Below are 17,001 nucleotides of genomic sequence, written 5' to 3'. Positions count from 1 at the left end.
AAACAACCACGAGAACTCACCATGAATCAGCTACAACTCAAAGTCGAAAATCTCAGTAAAACCTTCGTGCTGCACCAGCAGCACGGGATTCGTCTGCCGGTACTGCATCACACCGCCCTTGAGGTCAACAGTGGCGAATGTGTGGTGTTGCACGGCCACTCAGGCAGCGGCAAATCTACTCTGCTACGCTCTTTATATGCCAACTATCTCCCTGACAGCGGCCATATTTGGGTCAAACATCAGGGGGAGTGGCTGGATATGGTGGCAGCCGAGGCACGGCAGATCATGGCAGTGCGCCGTCATACCCTGGGTTGGGTCAGCCAGTTCTTGCGGGTGATCCCCCGGATCAGCGCTTTGAATCTGGTGATGCAACCGCTGCTGGAGTTGGGCGTCGATCGCCCGACCTGCCAACAGCGGGCGCAAGATCTGCTCACGCGCCTGAATGTCCCACCACGGCTGTGGGATCTGGCGCCCTCGACCTTTTCCGGTGGGGAGCAGCAGCGGGTCAATATCGCCCGTGGCTTTATCGTGGATTACCCCATTTTGCTGTTAGATGAGCCAACAGCATCACTGGACAGCAGCAACAGCGCCGCCGTGGTGAGCCTGATTGATGAGGCCAAGCGGCGAGGTGCCGCCATTGTTGGGATTTTTCATGATGAAAACGTGCGCAATCATGTCAGTGACCGCTTACTGATCATGACGCCGCCCCCCTCTCATATCAGCACGGAGATCCCAGCATGATCCTCAATAACGTCAATCTCATTCTGGAAGATCAGGTGGTCAGCGGATCACTGGAAATTAAAAATGGTGAGATCAGCAGTTACAGTGATCGCCCGACTCAACTTTCAGCGGCGATAGATGGACAAAATGGCTGGCTGCTGCCGGGGTTGATCGAGCTGCATACCGATAATTTGGACAAATTTTTCACCCCACGGCCCAATGTCGATTGGCCCGCCCATTCGGCGATGAGCAGTCATGACGCGCTGATGATCTCCTGCGGGATCACCACGGTACTGGATGCCGTCGCCGTCGGTGATGTACGCGACGGCGGTCATCGGCTGGATAACCTGCAAAAAATGATTAATGCGGTGGTGGAGAGTCAGCGGGCAGGGCTAAACCGCGCTGAACACCGAATTCATTTGCGCTGTGAATTACCCCATGAGAGCACCCTGCCGCTGTTTGAAGAGTTGATGTTGCAGCCGGAGCTATCATTGGTGTCGCTGATGGATCACTCGCCGGGCCAGCGCCAGTTCGCCTCTCGGGCAAAATATCGTGAATATTATCAGGGAAAATATCACCTTAGCGATCAGCAAATGGCTGAATTCGAAGAGGAGCAAGTCACACTGTCGGCACGTTGGTCCACGCCAAACCGAACCGCCATTGCGGCGCGGTGTCGTCAGTTGGGCATCCCGCTCGCCAGCCATGATGATGCAACCGCCGAGCATGTGGCGGAATCTCAGGCGCTGGGCACGGTAATTGCCGAGTTCCCGACCACCGAGGCGGCCGCCAGCGCCTCCCATCAGCAGGGCCTGCAAGTCTTGATGGGCGCGCCGAATATTGTCCGTGGCGGTTCCCACTCCGGTAATGTCGCCGCGCACCAACTGGCCGCACTGGGCGTATTGGATATCTTATCCTCTGATTATTACCCGGCCAGCTTGCTGGATGCGGCATTTCGCATCGCGCAGGATACGAGTAATGACTTTAACTTGCCGCAAGCAGTTAATTTGGTGACCCGCAACCCCGCCCGCGCACTGGGGCTGGAAGATCGTGGCGTGATTGCCGAGGGGAAACGGGCTGATTTGCTTCTGGCACGTGAGCACCATGGCTCGCAGGGGAGGCATATTTATGTGCAAAACGTCTGGCGTCAGGGGATACAGGTGTTCTGATGGCGCGCTTAATCTATCTAATGGGCGCATCTGGCGCAGGAAAGGATTGCCTGTTGTCGGCGCTGCGGGCGGCAAAACCGGCAAATATTATCGTCGCTCACCGCTATATCACCCGCGAGGCCCATGCTGGCGCGGAAAATCATATCGCGCTGAGTGAACAAGAGTTTCTCCAGCGGGTAGAGCAGGGATTGTTCGCCCTGCATTGGCAGGCGCATCAATACCGCTATGGGGTGGGTATTGAGATCGATCTCTGGTTGCAGCACGGGCTGGATGTGATGGTCAATGGCTCCCGAGCTTATTTACCTGAGGTTGAGCGGCGCTATCCCGGTCAACTGCTACCACTGTGTCTGACCGTCTCACCCGCCACTCTGGCGCAACGATTGCAGCAGCGCGGGCGAGAAAACAGTGAGCAAATTAGTGAGCGCTTACAACGGGCGCAGCACTATCAGCAGCAGTTGCCGGTTAACTGCTTGCGGCTTTGCAATGATGGCGAACTGCACCATACCCTAGGGCAGTTGCAACAATTGCTGGCCACTCATCCCACCACAGATAACGACATTGGAGGTCAAAAATGGAGCTGACATTGTTAGGCACGGGATGCGCCCAGCAGGTGCCCGTCTTTGGTTGCGACTGCGTGATTTGCGTCAACGCCAGAGCGCAACCCGCATTGGGCCGTAAAGCTTGCAGTGCCATGGTGCGCTATCAGGGGGAAACCAGCTTAATTGATGCGGGATTGCCGACTCTAAATCAGCAGTTTGCTGCGGGGGAAATTCAGCGTTTTTTGCTTACACATTACCACATGGATCACGTTCAGGGGCTATTTCCATTACGTTGGGGGTGCGGAAATTCGATCCCAGTCTATGGGCCGCCAGATCCAGACGGCTGTGATGACCTGTATAAACACCCCGGAATACTGGCCTTTCAGCCGCCATTACAGCCATTTCATGGGGTTCGATTCGGTCAACTGCGGGTGACTCCGGTGCCGCTAAATCACTCCAAAATCACCTTCGGCTACTTGCTGCAAAGTCACAATCGCACCATTGCTTATCTGACCGACACCATCGGGCTACCCGCCGACAGCGCACTATTTCTTGCCAGTAAAAACATTGATTTACTGGTGATGGATTGCAGCCATCCGCCACAGATCCCGCCGCCACGCAATCACAATGACGTGACCATGGCACTGGCGGTCGCTGACCTATTGCGGCCAACCGCAATGCTATTGACCCACATCAGTCACCAGCTTGATCGGTGGTTACTCGATAACCCACTCCCCACCGGAGTCGCCGTCGCCCATGATAATCAGATGATTCTCCTGTCATGATTAACCTTGCATTTGGGCGGATGATAATATGGTCACACCTGCGTGTGGTGGCGCGAAAGCCTGATCCAGCATGGCCTGCGCCACATCTTTACCCTTAATCAGCCGCCACTTATCTGGCAATAACGCAAACAACGGCGCGCTGAGACTCTCCATCAACCGTGGTGTGGCGCGCTGACCCGCCAGCATGGAGGGTCGGGCAAAGGTGAGTTGTGGCCAGCCCTGAAGCTGCAAATCCCGCTCGGCTTCACCTTTGGTACGATTATAAAACAGCCATGAGCTGGCATTGGCCCCCATTGCACTGACCAGCAGGAGATGCCGTGCCCCCAAGCGCAGACCGGTTTCACCCGCCGTCAGCACCAGTCGATAATCCACCTGACGAAACGCCGCCTGACTGCCCGCTTGCTTGCGGGTGGTGCCCAGACAGCAAAACACCAGATCCACCGGTTCAGCCAGTGTTTTTAGCAGTTCGCCGATATTCTCGCCCTGCGGATTGATCAGCTTATTCATGGCAGGCAATGGCTTGCGGCTGGGTGCAATGATAGATGTCACTCTGGCATCCAAACGTAGCAGGCGCAGCAATTCGCCCCCCACCAAGCCACTTGCCCCCAGTAATAATACCTTCGCCATCTGACCTCCCAATAAAAGCGCTAGCGCCTCCCAACCACTGGAGGCAATCACCGAAATCAATTCTTAGGGATAATACATACCAGAAATACTATGACACCACACCGAAAAACAGCCAGTTATCATCAAAATGGATGAAACTATGCCCAAAATCATTGGTGTTACCGCCAGGCAGCAAGCTAACCCCCGGCAACTTCAAGGGCGAAGGGCGTGCCAATAGAGTTTTTTGCCAAAACCTAGGGTGTTATTGGTCATTTTGATTTCCAGCAGATTCAACTGCCAAATAGGGGCAGAGGCGACCTTCGCCACAGGGAAACGGCGGCAATAACGCTGGCGGGCACTCTGTTCGGCAGCGCCACTTAACTCAGCAATTTCACCGCGATATTGAATGCCTTTGATGAGGGCAACAGTGCGTGGCTGGGTGGCGATAGTCCCAACAACCTGCGGGTTAACTTGCATCAGTTCGCCATGACGGGTCTGTTTTTCGGTCATGAGATAAAGCGCCATCTGCACATCATCAAAGAGGTAAAAACAGTTGGCGCACCACATATCCATACCGCTGCCAGCGCACAGTGTCAGCACATGCTGCTGGCGTAAGAAGCGGATAATTATCGACAAATCATCAGGCGAGTTCACGGCACTCATTAGTCACAACACCTTCCGGCTTAATAATAGCCTTGAGTGTACATCAACTTTGCCACAGCAGACGATCACGGGATGTCAGGGTTTCTGTTGGGAAAGTCGCGAGCACCGCCTGATAGCGCTTGGCATCTTTCGGGTAACCCCGTGCCGCCTGCAACAGCAGCCGCAATGCGCTGTCATAATCGATGCCGCGCAAATCACGGTAAGGCCACAGTTCAGGTTCTGCAATAAACGGCAGTAGATAATCTATCCCCTGCTGCACATTACGGCCATCTTGCACCCGCTCCCAACGTTCAATCTCGACATGTTCACCATAGCGGCACAGCAGCAGATGCGCCTCTAAATTGAATAGGGAGTAGTGGAACGGCACAGTGCGCTCCAGTTCCATCCACTGCTTACCATCTTGGGCTATCTGCGCCGCCAGGCGCTGAGTTATACCTTGCTGGATAATGGTGGAAACCAACCCACGATCGCCGTAAAACATCGCATTGACTGCACGCTGCACGTCATACCAAGTGCCGTGGTTGTTATGCCAGACATATTCGGAATGGCCCACTTCACTGTGGAACATCCAGTGGTTAAAGTCGCGGAACCACTGCTGCAATACCGCCGTATCTTCGGTATCCAATAGTTTGGCGGGCAAGATCAAACCAATAGTATCAATGACCATCCACATCAGCCGAGTATCAATCAACCCGGTCCCACGACCAGAGACAATACCGGGGATCGCCTGACCATAATTAAGGTGCGGATTCATTCGGGTTTTGGCATCTAAAAACCAGCAACGGATCTGTTCTGCCGCCACCTGTGCATAGCGGCTGTTACCCGTAAAATAGTAAGCTAATCCGAGGGTTAGGCAGTGATCGCACATCCGCACAATACGCTGTGTATCAGTGTCATCATTCTGGCTTTGCGGATTGGTATGGCCGTCTCGGCGTACATAGGGCAACCCGTTGGGTTTGCGTGGATTCGGCCACCAGTAAGTGCCAAAACTGTAGTAATCGTGGATATCACCACTGACCGGTAGCAAGGTTTTGTGCGTGACACTCTCCGGCTGCTGGTCACGCAAGGCATCAGCTTCACTTAATAACCGACGTAATGCCGGTTGCAGAGGCGAAAAAGGTTGCTGTAATACCGCTTTTGCCTTAATCAGGCAGTTTATATCCAGCGTGTACAATTTCATTGGTGTCACAGACGTTTTTATTGGCGTCATGGGCATTACTTCCTTTATGCGGCCTGACAGGCAACCCGCACGCCAGTGGCGGCATCAAAAATGTGGATACCGGCAAGTTTAGGTTGCAGGTAGACCGTTTCCCCTTCATTGACCGCCAGACGCTGTTTAAATACCGAGGTAAAGCGGCCACCGCCAGTGCGGCAAAATAGCTGCATATCCGAGCCAGTATTTTCAATGGCGGTAATGGTGGCTTTCAGCGCGCTGGCGCTGTGAGTGGCATCTACCACATTGACCTGCTCCGGACGAATGGCGTACACCACACTCTGCCCGTCGGTCACTTGCAACCCGACAGGCAGTGTCAGCATGGAACTATCCTCCAATCGCAGTAGGAACTCACCGCCCTGCTGCACCACCGTGCCTTTCAACTGATTGATCTCCGGCGATCCGATAAACCCGGCGACAAATAGATTCGCGGGTCGATCATAGAGATCGAGCGGTGAACCAACTTGCTCAATCCGACCTTCACGCAGCACCACAATCATCTGCCCCATGGTCATGGCTTCTATCTGATCATGGGTGACATACACGGAGGTGGTTTTCAGCCGTTGATGTAACTCGCGGATCTCACCGCGCACCTGAGTACGTAATTTAGCATCCAGGTTAGACAAAGGTTCATCGAATAAGAATACTTGCGGATTTCGCACGATGGCGCGCCCCATGGCAACCCGTTGGCGCTGCCCGCCAGACAGATCTTTTGGCAGGCGCTCCAGCAAAGCCTGTAAGCCCAATAGCTCCGCGGTAGACTCAACTTTTTTGCTGATCTCCGCTTTGGACATTTTGGCCATTTTCAGCGCAAAGCCCATGTTTTCGCGCACCGTCATCTGCGGATAGAGGGCATAGCTTTGGAACACCATGGCGATGTCGCGCATCTTGGGTTCAACGTCAGTGACATCAATATCATTGATGCCGACCGTGCCGCCTGAGATCTCCTCCAGCCCGGCAATCATGCGCAGTAGGGTGGATTTTCCGCAGCCGCTCGGGCCGACCAGCACACAGAACTCACCGTCAGGGATCTCCAGCGATACATCGCGGATCACATGGGTGTCACCGTAAGATTTACAGACATTTTTAAGTACAACCGATCCCATTTTGTTTCTCCCTAGCCTTTAACCGCGCCAGACATGATCCCGCGATTGAAATGTTTTTGCAGACCCAGATACACGATGATGCTCGGCAACATCGCCAACAGGGTGATGGCAATAAAGATGTTTGGTGTGATGCTCTCGTCAGTACGTAGTGTGCCGAGGATCACCGGAATGGTATTCAGACTGTCCTGATTCACCACAATCAGTGGCAACAGGTATTGGTCCCAAATCATGATGAAGCCGAACGTCACGACAGTACCCAGTGCAGGCTTAACCAGCGGCAGGATCACATGGAAGAAGATTTGCCATTCACTAGCACCATCAATACGCGCCGCCTCCTCTAGCTCTTTCGGAATAGCCGCCATAAACTCGGTCAGAACAAAAATAGAAAAGGCCCAGCCCACCACCGGCAAAATCATGCCCAGATAGCTGTTGTAGAGCGAAGTGTCGATCACCGGCAGCTGCCAGTTGATGATCATATACAGTGGGATGGCGATCACCTCTTCCGGCAGCATCATGGTCGACAGAATGACCAGGCTGGTCAGAGAGACTCCGACAAACTTTTTACGTGCCAGCGCATAGGCCGCCAGCGCACTGACGGATACCTGCAACACCGTGCCAAAGAACACCACGATGATCGAGTTCAGCAGATATTGCCAGACGCCGATATCCATCCAGGCGAAGATAAAGTTATCCCATGAGAACTGATTGGGCCATGCCAGCAGCTCACCGGGTTTCACCGGTGCACCACTGAATGCGGTCGCCATAATGCCCCAGTACGGACCAACAAAAACCATCAGCAACAGACCATAAATTATCCAGCGGCCGATACTGTTCCAACTTTTACTTTTCATTACCACTCTCCGGCTCGGGTTAGTAACGGGCGATGCGCTTTTTCAAGGTGAGATGACAAATCGTCAAGACCACAGTGAAGGCGAATAACAGGAAAGAGACCGCTGACGCATAACCATAGTCAAACTGCTCAAAGCCCAGTTTGTAGATATGGGTCATGATCATTTCCGTCGCATTAGACGGGCCGCCGCCAGTGGTGGCATACACTTCGGCAAACACGCGGAAACCACGAATAAATGACAGCATCAACACCACAGAAAGTGCGGGGATCATGCCCGGTAAGGTCACATAGCGCAGGCGGTTCCACCAGTTGGCGCCGTCTACATTCGACGCGTCATATAAATCACGGCTAATCCCTACCAGTCCGGCGATAAAGATCACCATGTTGTAAGGTACTGCTTTCCAGATATGCAGCAGCATCACCGTCCATAGCGCTTGATCGGTATCCGCCAGAAACCCCTGAGCTTCAATGCTAAACCACGACAGAATGTGGTTCACCACGCCATTACTAGTCGGGTTAAATAGAATTCGCCACATTTCGGCGACGATCGCCGCACTGGTCACCGCCGGCAGGAAAATCGCGGTACGAATAAAGCGCAGATGCCGTGCCGGCCCCTCTAGCAACATTGCCAAAAAGAAGGCGATAAAAGCGGCCACCACCATGGTGACCACCACATATAACAGGGTATTGAAGACCGCAGAGTGCAGCGCTTCATCACCAAAGGCACGGGAAAAGTTGGCAAACCCGACCCACTCATTTGGCTGGTTAAAGTTAACCTTGTAGAAGCTCATCACCAACCCTTGCAGCATTGGGATGAATTTAAACCAGGTGAAGATGACCAGTGCCGGAGCCAGAAACAGCCACGGAACCAGATTACGTTTTAGTCGGGGATTCAGCGTTATCATGATTAACTCACTGCCCTAAGACATTCTGTTTAGCCAGCTCATCATTGACCTTCTGATTCACGGCTTTTAATTCAGCGGCGATATCACCATCACAATTGGCTAAGATGCGGTTGAAACCTTCAGCAGTCACCTGACGAATTGGCGTCCAGTTAGGCACTTGTGGAATATAGCGGCCATGTTCGGCGTACAGATCAGCAAACATTGCCCAGCGCGGATCGTTATAAACCGCTTTGGTATCCACCTGTTTGTTAATCGATAAGCGCACTACCGGCATATTATTACTGCCCATACCCATGCCGATTTGCTGCCCTTCTGGTGAGATCATGAACTCAATAAATTTCTGTGCAGCCTCTTTTTTCTGGCTACTTTTCATCATAAACACCGTGGTGCCTTCAGCCAGCGTCGCTTGCCCCTTCGGCCCTGTTGGTGGTGGGATCACCTCAAAAGCCTCTTTACCGGGATCTTTATCAAATAGAGCAATGTGATAAGGGCCGGAGAAGAACATGCCACTTTGACCGGAACGGAATGAAGGTATGGCATCAGCAGTGGTGGCATTGATAGCCCCCGGCTGTACTGTTTTGTCGCACACCATGCCACGCATGAAACTCAGGGTTTCAGTGGCAGCAGGTTCATCCAATGCGGCTTTAAATTTGCCCTCACCTGCTGGGCGAATGAAGTCACCACCAGCTTGCCACAGATATGAGCTGATAAACCAACTGGCATAGCCGCGTGTGGTTGAACCCGGCAGAATAAAGCCGTAAGTGTCATTTTTGCCGTTGCCATCCGGGTCATTAAAGGTAAAGGCTTTTGCCAGCGTAGCGATCTCTTGCCAATTTTTCGGCTGTGCTAAGCCCAACTTTTCCCGCCAGTCTTTGCGCATGAATAGAGCAAAGGTTTGAGCTGAGGTCGGCACACCATAATATTTACCATCAATATATTGGGCACTCTTCCAAGCGGTATCGAAGATATCTTCCCCACCAATAATATTTTTGGGTTCAATGGGTTCAACAATACCCAGTTGGACAAACTGCCCAATGGCCACCGCATCATTGAAAATCAGGTCCGGCAGCGCATTACCCGCTGCAGCTCGTGCCAAACGCTGCTCAAAATCAGTTGTCGCATTGAAATATTCAATTTTGATGCCGGTTTTCTTCTCAAAAGTTTCAGCTTCTGTTTTATAAATATTCTTGGAATCATTACTGGCGCGTATCCATACCTGTAATGTTTCTGCGGCGTGGAGAGATGGAACTCCCGTGGCTAAATAAGTTAACAACAGCAAAGATTTTATTTTTACGTTTGACGTTATCATTTTTTTCTTCATCTCAGCGTCCTCGTTGAAATCTATTTTTTATAGATTTACCCAGAAAGTTAAATAGCAGAATAAAATCATGAAACACTCGACAACATTAGAACCCAGAGCAAAGCAAAAAACTACACCATAAAAAACAAAACTTAATTCCATTTTAAAATTTCTGCTTGAGATCACACTTGAAAAATGATTAAAAAATAGAGAAATAAATTTTTTTAATTAAAAACAATAAGTTAAAATCTTCACTTTAAAAATAAAAAAATAATGCAATGGTTGAAATTAACTCAAAAATATCTAAAACAGAGATTTAATTTGATGGTGCTCACAGTTTAAGTTATTTATTTATAGAGAATTTACAATGTAGACTTGGATCACAAAAAACCAGAAACTTTACCCTAGAATTCAAATCCATCCGAAATAGAACCGCATTATTTTTATAAAAATGCTGGCTATACATTTCATAACCTTTTTATTAATGGGTGTAATTTTATTTACATAAAAACAGAGAAATAGATAGAAATAACTTTGTAACTTTTGTTTTTAATAAAATAAACCATCAAAAATAAGGAAAGTAGTGATGAACATGCTGGGGAAAAAAAACCTATTACTGGCTATTCTCATGGGATCTTCACCCTTTATTTATGCCGCTGAGAGTCATCCACTATTATTGAGAATGGATGATATAAATTATAGCGTTACCCAAGTTAAGCAAAACAACCCTTTGTATGAAAAATCTTATAAAAATCTGATAGCTAAGGCTGACAAAGCGCTGGGAAAACCACTGTACTCGGTGATGGATAAAAACTTATTAGCCGCCAGTGGTGATAAGCACGACTATTACAGCTTCCCGCCTTATTGGTGGCCAGACCCAAGTAAGAAAGATGGCATGCCTTATTTGCGTAAAGACGGGGAAACAAATCCGGATGCCAATAGTGATGCAACTGATAAAAAACGCATGAACAGCTTCAGTGACGATGTCTATTATCTGGCGTTAGCTTATAGCTTTACTGGCAAGCCCGAGTATGCCGAAAAAGCGCGGGATCAATTGGTCAATTGGTTCGTCAATCCAGATACCCGAATGAACCCAAATCTGCAATATGCCCAAGCCATTCCCGGTATCAATGAAGGTCGCGGCATTGGCTTAATCGATAGTCGGGCGCTGGTAGATGTCATAGACGCAGTGGAATTGATAAGGCCTGCGAATGTACTTAAGGATGCCGATTATCAGACAATCAAAAGCTGGTATCACGATTTTTATCAATGGATGACTACTAGCCAAAACGGGTTCGAAGAAGATAATTGGCACAATAATCACGGCACCTATTTTGATATGCAGGCCGCCTCCTTTGCCCTGTTTAGCGAGCAAAAAGCCGCAGCGCAAAAGCGTCTGGAGATCACCCAGCTGCGCCGGATCCCATCACATTTTGATATGCAGGGTCGCCAAAATGCTGAGTTGGAGCGCACTCGTCCGTGGCACTACAGTAATTTTCATCTGGAAGCCTACAACAAACTGGGTCGGCTGGGTGAGGTCGCTGGCAAAGATATCTGGGACTTCACTCTCGACGAACATAGCCTCAAAAAAGGCTATCAATACGTCGCGGGCTTTATCAATACCGACCAAGCCTGGCCATATAAAGATCTGGATGGTATTCAGGATAAAAAAGCACTGGTAAACATGATCACCGCCGCCCGTGCCTACCCAACAGACCCTGATTTCCAACAGAAAGCGCAATATCTGATTGCCAAATATCCGGATGCTGTCGAAATCCTGCTCTACCCGATAACACAGCCCCTGATCGCAAAAAAATAAGCATTGTCGAGGACACACCAGCTATGAAGCAGTTTACGGATCGGCAGATGGTTAAAATCCGCCAGCGGGTCATGCAGCAACCGGAGATTATCACCACGCTGATTGCGGGTAATCAGGTTGTCTTGAACTCAGAAACCCTGGTTCCTGCCACCGGTATCGCCACCTGGAACCACTACTATTATTGCCCCGATCACGGTGTGCAGTTGGAGTGGGAGCGCTATTCACCCACCCAGCACCGTTGCCCGGTAGACACTCATCTATTTAGTGGCGAACCCTATGATGGCGCCTGGTGGCGGGCGCTTAACGGCCTGAATGCCAAAGCCTGCAATCAGCTTGGATTGTTGTGGCAACTGACCGGTGAGATAGGCTACCTCAATAAAGTGCGGGATATTTTGATCGATTATGCCCACTACTATCCTGACTATGAAGTGCACGGCGGTATTCCGTACAACGGGCCGGGCAAAGCCAATGCACAGACACTGTGTGAAGCTAATTGCCTGCTCGATTTTACGCTGGGATATGATTTTATTGCCGATGCCCTCAGTCAGGATCAACGGGACTGCATTGCCGGGCGGTTATTGCGGGAGGGTGCGGATTTTCTAATGCAACACCGTACGCGCCAGTTACATAACCATGAAGTTAAAATCAACAGTGCTATCGCCATTATCGGTTTAATCCTCGACGATGAGCACTATATTGAGTCTGCGGTTAATGCGGATTATGGTCTGCGCTATCAGTTAGAGCACGGGCTATTCAGTGAAGGAATGTGGTTTGAAGGCTCGGTACATTACCACTTTTATGCGCTGCAAGGTTTCTGGTCATTCGAAAAACTGGCCGCAGGCAGTCGCTATAGCCTGTTGGCCCTCCCCTATTACCGCGACATGCTGAGTTTCCCGCTCAAACTGTTGATGCCAGATGGCACATTCCCCCGAATAAATGATTGTACCGCCGGACAGGAGCAACTCAGCCATACACATTTATATGAATTTGCTTTCAATATTTATGGCAATGATGAGTATGCCGCTGCCCTGCACCATATTTATCGCCAACAACCCCGTTTAAATCTGGATGCGCTGCTGTATGGCGTTGACGAGTTACCACAACAGATCATGGATGTGATCCCAACGGATACACTCCATGCACCGGACTGCGGATTAACCATCTTACGCCAGCCACAAGCAGGTCGGGCATTGCTGGTAAAACACACTCCCTACGGTGGTGAACATGATCACTATGATCGACTGAACTTAATTTTGTTTGAGCAAGGGCGAGAGATCTTGCCCGATTTAGGTACAACTGGCTATGGTGCACAATTGCATTATGGTTACTACAAAAACAGTTCCACCCACAATACGCTCAGTATCAATCAGAAAAATCAGCCCCCAGCGGTGCCCATTATTCATAACTGGCATCAATCGGCGGCTTTCAGTTGGCTGGATACCGAGGTGGATTGGGGTCAAAAAGCACCAGAGCTGGACAGTCACACCCGTATACAATGGGATAGCGCAGCTTACCGTGATGTAAAATTCCGCCGCCGTATTTTGTGGCTGGATGACGCCATCATCGATCTCAGCAGCATTATCAATCCACATCAACAACAGTGGGACTGGGTACTGCATCTCGATGGCATGGCAACAGAGCAACTGGGTGAACCCACAACTTTTAGTGACCACGGGCCAATGCAATACTTACATCAGGTTACCGCTCGCCCCCTGAATGGAGTGCTCCAGTGCCATTATCAGACTGTGGCTCGCCCACTCTCACTTTGGTTGGCCGCCGACGCCCTGCTTTTCCAAGGATTAGCACCGGCAAATCCATCCGTGCGCGATATCAGCTATCTGATTTTGCGTAACAGTCAGCCGGAGGCGCAAGTGGCCTGTGTATTTGATTTGAATAACCACGACCCGTTATTGCAGGTCCGGGTAGAGAATGATGGCGAGATATTCTCCCTCGAATTAACCCGCCAACAACAGATCATACAAGTAAAAATTCCCTTTACCGGCAATAACCTACCGCTATTCAGTTAACCTTATCCAGACTGGGGCAGCCACTGCCCCATTTCCCCGTACTTATCGCTAATGAGAGTAGCATTCCCAGCATATCCTCCCTAAGAACAGGGTTTATGGCGAGAAAGTGCCTAATAACGTGATTTAGCTAACATTTACTGCATAAGATGATTATGCATTTATATGCAAAATTTGCGTATAACATGAAGGTGTAACAAATAATTATGGATTAACAAATAAAATACAAAATATATTAAGAACCCGCTCTCATTGCCCATATTGAATAATAATAAGCCCGCCAATGTATCCTTCGTGTTAAATATAATCCTACTGTTTTGCATAACATACAGTACAGTTTTGAATAAAAACCGTTTAAAACGAATAAAATCGATTATTTATTCATTTTTTAGTCAAGGTGTGTTTTAAAATAGAATAAAAACATGACGTGAGTCACAGAATGAATAAGTGTTATGACTAAAATAGCCGGCATCAGCTCGTTTTTCGAAAATCTTACTTAAAACGAAAACCTTGTTTAAAACCAAAATTTGTTTAAAAAAACAGAGATCTTACGCAAATGGAAAATAACAACAAGAAAATGGCGCATATAAGGCGGACAACGCATTTAATGATGCCGGCACACCGTAGTTATTTTAGTTTTTCCTATTTCCATTTTAGATAATCCCCCTCTTGCGATGGCATCCGTTTTTATTGGATAGTCATTGTCTATGCACAATATTTGACAGAGACGAAAAGTGATTTTTTTGAACTTTGCGTTATGTTAACTATTGTCTGCGTTCTTCAAAGATGCTAATACTCGGTTTTAATCTTATTGCTATCAGCACTGGTAACGCTATTACCCGGCCGATATCAACCCAGTGTTAATTATCTTTCAGCAGAAACATAGCTATCCCGTAAAAAATTAAATGTCACCTTTGTCATTAATGCTAAATGACATGAGGATCACTGCGCCTGAAATTCAGATGCAGTGTTTCGCAGAAAAGAGATAAAGCAGAAAAAATATCAATGAACATTATTTCATTGATACGGCCTGCTATATATCGAATTTATTAAGCGACTAAATCCAATTTGCAAAAATGTTGGACGGGTTTATATACCCTAAATAAAATAAAAGAGAATCCATAATGAAAAAACTAAATATTGCGGCAAGTACTTCAGCTATACCCTGCTTTGAATCTCAGCGCGAAGTAGTAGATGTCTTACATACAGATTTTACCGATATCGCGGCGGTTGTACTGTCAGTCCAAGACATTAATAATGGTGTCATTGATAGCATTCATGCATTAGGACTTGAGATCCCGATTTTTGCGGCAGTTTGCTGTGAAGAAGAGCTTAACACCGACGTATTACCCTCATTAAATGGGGTATTTGAGCTCTGCGGTGACAACACTGATTTTTATGGTAAACAACTGGAATCAGCGGCAGAAAAATATGAAAAAGAGCTGCTGCCGCCATTCTTCAGTACATTAAAAAAATATGTTGAAATGGGGAACTCTACCTTTGCTTGCCCAGGGCATCAGGGTGGTCAATTCTTCCGTAAACATCCAGCGGGCCGCCAATTCTTTGACTTCTACGGCGAAACTATTTTCCGCTCTGACATGTGTAATGCTGACGTCAAATTAGGTGATTTACTTATTCACGAAGGTGCACCATGTGATGCACAAAAACATGCGGCGAAAGTCTTTAATGCCGATAAAACTTATTTCGTCCTGAACGGGACATCCGCCTCAAATAAAGTGGCGACCAATGCGCTGCTGGCCCGTGGCGACCTGGTGCTGTTTGACCGTAATAACCATAAATCCAACCACCATGGCGCACTGATTCAAGCAGGTGCAACTCCGGTATATCTGGAAACTGCCCGTAACCCGTTTGGCTTTATCGGTGGGATTGATGCCCACTGTTTTGAAGAGAAATACCTGCGCGAACAGATACGTAGCGTCGCACCTGAGCGCGCTAACGAAGCACGTCCATTCCGCCTGGCCATTATCCAACTGGGTACCTATGACGGCACCATTTATAATGCCCGCCAGGTGGTGGATAAAATCGGTCACCTTTGCGACTATATTCTGTTTGACTCTGCTTGGGTGGGCTACGAACAATTTATTCCAATGATGAAGGATTGTTCACCATTATTACTTGAACTGAATGAGAACGACCCCGGTATTATCGTTACCCAGTCAGTCCATAAACAACAAGCGGGTTTCTCACAAACTTCGCAGATTCATAAGAAAGACAAACATATTAAAGGTCAGGATCGCTACTGCAACCATAAACGCTTTAATAACGCCTTTATGCTGCACGCCTCCACCAGCCCATTCTATCCACTGTTTGCAGCATTAGATGTCAACGCAAAAATGCATGAAGGCAAAAGTGGTCAACGTATGTGGCTGGATTGCGTTAAGACCGGTATTGAAGCGCGTAAAATGATCTTAAATACCTGTAACATGATTAAGCCGTTTGTTCCGGTCGAAGTTGATGGCAAACCTTGGCAGCAATATGACACCGAGGCCATGGCACAAGATTTGCGTTTCTTTAACTTTATTCCTGGCGAAAAATGGCATGCATTTGAAGGTTATGAAGAGTCACAATATTTTGTCGACCCATGCAAACTGCTATTAACCACGCCAGGGATTGATACCAATACTGGTGAATATACGGCATCTGGTATTCCAGCCACTATTTTGGCTAATTTCTTACGCGAAAATGGTATCGTGCCAGAAAAATGTGATTTGAATTCAATTCTATTCTTATTAACGCCAGCAGAAGATTTGGCAAAAATGCAACATTTGGTCGCGCAAATTGCCCGATTTGAACGTTTCATTGAAGAAGATGCCATGTTAAGCGATGTATTACCAACCGTGTATCGTAATAATGAAACTCGCTACAAAGGTTATACCATTGGTAAATTGTGCCAGGAGATGCATGATCTTTATGTTAGCTACGATGTTAAGCAGTTACAAAAAGAGATGTTCCGTAAACAGTATTTCCCTAAAGTTATGATGAATCCGCAGGATGCGAATATTGAATTCGTCCGTGGTCATGCTGAATTAGTGCCATTGTGTAAAGCGGAAGGTCGAATTGCCGCTGAAGGCGCACTTCCTTACCCACCGGGAGTATTGTGTGTAGTCCCTGGTGAAGTTTGGGGTGGCGCAGCTCAACGTTATTTCCTGGCATTAGAAGAGAGTATTAATTTACTGCCTGGTTTTGCACCTGAATTACAAGGCGTTTATTTGCAAGTCGATGAAGATGGATGGAACCGTGCATACGGCTACATGATGAAATAATAATAAAATAATTTTTATTTT

General features: G+C 48.5%; 15 protein-coding genes. 8 read left to right on the top strand and 7 right to left on the bottom strand.

All coding sequences use genetic code 11. The features are described from left to right. Positions 1 to 21: 21 nt before the first annotated feature. Genes phnL through phnP form a run of 4 tightly spaced genes read left to right on the top strand, consistent with a single transcriptional unit; the run spans position 22 to position 3,210 of the window. A complete protein-coding gene (gene phnL / locus HRK25_RS08720; protein ID WP_032897165.1) occupies positions 22 to 741 on the top strand; it encodes a phosphonate C-P lyase system protein PhnL in 720 nt (239 codons plus the stop codon). Beyond that, on the top strand, positions 738 to 1,886 hold the full coding sequence (gene phnM, locus HRK25_RS08715; RefSeq protein ID WP_032897093.1) for an alpha-D-ribose 1-methylphosphonate 5-triphosphate diphosphatase: 1,149 nt from the start codon (positions 738 to 740) through the stop codon (positions 1,884 to 1,886). The genes phnL and phnM overlap by 4 nt, the downstream gene beginning before the upstream one ends. After that, complete coding sequence (gene phnN, locus HRK25_RS08710; protein WP_032897095.1) at positions 1,886 to 2,467, top strand: ribose 1,5-bisphosphokinase; 582 nt, start codon at positions 1,886 to 1,888, stop codon at positions 2,465 to 2,467. Before phnM ends, phnN begins: the two co-directional genes overlap by 1 nt. Next, complete coding sequence (gene phnP / locus HRK25_RS08705; RefSeq protein WP_032897097.1) at positions 2,458 to 3,210, top strand: phosphonate metabolism protein PhnP; 753 nt, start codon at positions 2,458 to 2,460, stop codon at positions 3,208 to 3,210. The genes phnN and phnP overlap by 10 nt, the downstream gene beginning before the upstream one ends. Here phnP and HRK25_RS08700 read toward each other — a convergent pair whose 3' ends face one another. The 7 genes from HRK25_RS08700 to HRK25_RS08670 form a co-directional block, all read right to left on the bottom strand. Further along, complete coding sequence (locus HRK25_RS08700) at positions 3,211 to 3,837, bottom strand: Rossmann-fold NAD(P)-binding domain-containing protein (protein WP_032897167.1); 627 nt, start codon at positions 3,835 to 3,837, stop codon at positions 3,211 to 3,213. A 192-nt stretch (positions 3,838 to 4,029) separates the two neighbouring features. Beyond that, positions 4,030 to 4,479 (bottom strand): YhbP family protein, encoded by a 450-nt coding sequence (locus tag HRK25_RS08695; protein WP_005272557.1) that lies wholly within the window; start codon positions 4,477 to 4,479, stop codon positions 4,030 to 4,032. A gap of 43 nt (positions 4,480 to 4,522) precedes the next feature. Continuing rightward, positions 4,523 to 5,689 carry an alginate lyase family protein gene (locus HRK25_RS08690; RefSeq protein WP_032897099.1) on the bottom strand — a complete coding sequence of 389 codons (1,167 nt, stop codon included), beginning with the start codon at positions 5,687 to 5,689 and terminating at the stop codon, positions 4,523 to 4,525. Between the two features lie 14 nt (positions 5,690 to 5,703). Then, positions 5,704 to 6,798 (bottom strand): ABC transporter ATP-binding protein, encoded by a 1,095-nt coding sequence (locus HRK25_RS08685; protein ID WP_005272559.1) that lies wholly within the window; start codon positions 6,796 to 6,798, stop codon positions 5,704 to 5,706. 11 nt (positions 6,799 to 6,809) lie between these two features. Continuing rightward, positions 6,810 to 7,649 carry a carbohydrate ABC transporter permease gene (locus HRK25_RS08680; protein ID WP_032897101.1) on the bottom strand — a complete coding sequence of 280 codons (840 nt, stop codon included), beginning with the start codon at positions 7,647 to 7,649 and terminating at the stop codon, positions 6,810 to 6,812. 19 nt (positions 7,650 to 7,668) lie between these two features. Beyond that, positions 7,669 to 8,553 carry a carbohydrate ABC transporter permease gene (locus tag HRK25_RS08675; protein WP_005272561.1) on the bottom strand — a complete coding sequence of 295 codons (885 nt, stop codon included), beginning with the start codon at positions 8,551 to 8,553 and terminating at the stop codon, positions 7,669 to 7,671. Positions 8,554 to 8,560: 7 nt separating this feature from the next. After that, complete coding sequence (locus HRK25_RS08670; RefSeq protein ID WP_005272563.1) at positions 8,561 to 9,874, bottom strand: ABC transporter substrate-binding protein; 1,314 nt, start codon at positions 9,872 to 9,874, stop codon at positions 8,561 to 8,563. Between the two features lie 565 nt (positions 9,875 to 10,439). Here HRK25_RS08670 and HRK25_RS08665 point away from each other — a divergent pair. The 4 genes from HRK25_RS08665 (at position 10,440) to speF (ending at position 16,980) form a co-directional block, all read left to right on the top strand. After that, entirely contained in the window at positions 10,440 to 11,672 is a 1,233-nt protein-coding gene (locus HRK25_RS08665; protein ID WP_005272564.1) for an alginate lyase family protein, read from the top strand. Between the two features lie 23 nt (positions 11,673 to 11,695). After that, entirely contained in the window at positions 11,696 to 13,699 is a 2,004-nt protein-coding gene (locus HRK25_RS08660; protein WP_005272566.1) for a heparinase II/III domain-containing protein, read from the top strand. Between the two features lie 553 nt (positions 13,700 to 14,252). Beyond that, positions 14,253 to 14,357, top strand: a complete 105-nt coding sequence (speFL, locus tag HRK25_RS08655) for a leader peptide SpeFL (protein ID WP_108088099.1) — start codon at positions 14,253 to 14,255, stop codon at positions 14,355 to 14,357. A gap of 463 nt (positions 14,358 to 14,820) precedes the next feature. Beyond that, entirely contained in the window at positions 14,821 to 16,980 is a 2,160-nt protein-coding gene (gene speF / locus HRK25_RS08650; RefSeq protein ID WP_005272569.1) for an ornithine decarboxylase SpeF, read from the top strand. The last annotated feature ends 21 nt before the right edge of the window (positions 16,981 to 17,001 follow it).

This window comes from Yersinia bercovieri ATCC 43970 (assembly GCF_013282745.1).
GTDB lineage: Bacteria > Pseudomonadota > Gammaproteobacteria > Enterobacterales > Enterobacteriaceae > Yersinia > Yersinia bercovieri.
This window is presented reverse-complemented; position numbering and strand designations above follow the sequence as displayed.

Coding starts and splice junctions, on each gene's coding strand:
- phnL (WP_032897165.1), top strand. CDS start 22: ATGAATCAGCTACAACTCAAAGTCGAAAATCTCAGTAAAACCTTCGTG.
- phnM (WP_032897093.1), top strand. CDS start 738: ATGATCCTCAATAACGTCAATCTCATTCTGGAAGATCAGGTGGTCAGC.
- phnN (WP_032897095.1), top strand. CDS start 1,886: ATGGCGCGCTTAATCTATCTAATGGGCGCATCTGGCGCAGGAAAGGAT.
- phnP (WP_032897097.1), top strand. CDS start 2,458: ATGGAGCTGACATTGTTAGGCACGGGATGCGCCCAGCAGGTGCCCGTC.
- HRK25_RS08700 (WP_032897167.1), bottom strand. CDS start 3,837: ATGGCGAAGGTATTATTACTGGGGGCAAGTGGCTTGGTGGGGGGCGAA.
- HRK25_RS08695 (WP_005272557.1), bottom strand. CDS start 4,479: ATGAGTGCCGTGAACTCGCCTGATGATTTGTCGATAATTATCCGCTTC.
- HRK25_RS08690 (WP_032897099.1), bottom strand. CDS start 5,689: ATGACGCCAATAAAAACGTCTGTGACACCAATGAAATTGTACACGCTG.
- HRK25_RS08685 (WP_005272559.1), bottom strand. CDS start 6,798: ATGGGATCGGTTGTACTTAAAAATGTCTGTAAATCTTACGGTGACACC.
- HRK25_RS08680 (WP_032897101.1), bottom strand. CDS start 7,649: ATGAAAAGTAAAAGTTGGAACAGTATCGGCCGCTGGATAATTTATGGT.
- HRK25_RS08675 (WP_005272561.1), bottom strand. CDS start 8,553: ATGATAACGCTGAATCCCCGACTAAAACGTAATCTGGTTCCGTGGCTG.
- HRK25_RS08670 (WP_005272563.1), bottom strand. CDS start 9,874: ATGAAGAAAAAAATGATAACGTCAAACGTAAAAATAAAATCTTTGCTG.
- HRK25_RS08665 (WP_005272564.1), top strand. CDS start 10,440: ATGAACATGCTGGGGAAAAAAAACCTATTACTGGCTATTCTCATGGGA.
- HRK25_RS08660 (WP_005272566.1), top strand. CDS start 11,696: ATGAAGCAGTTTACGGATCGGCAGATGGTTAAAATCCGCCAGCGGGTC.
- speFL (WP_108088099.1), top strand. CDS start 14,253: ATGGAAAATAACAACAAGAAAATGGCGCATATAAGGCGGACAACGCAT.
- speF (WP_005272569.1), top strand. CDS start 14,821: ATGAAAAAACTAAATATTGCGGCAAGTACTTCAGCTATACCCTGCTTT.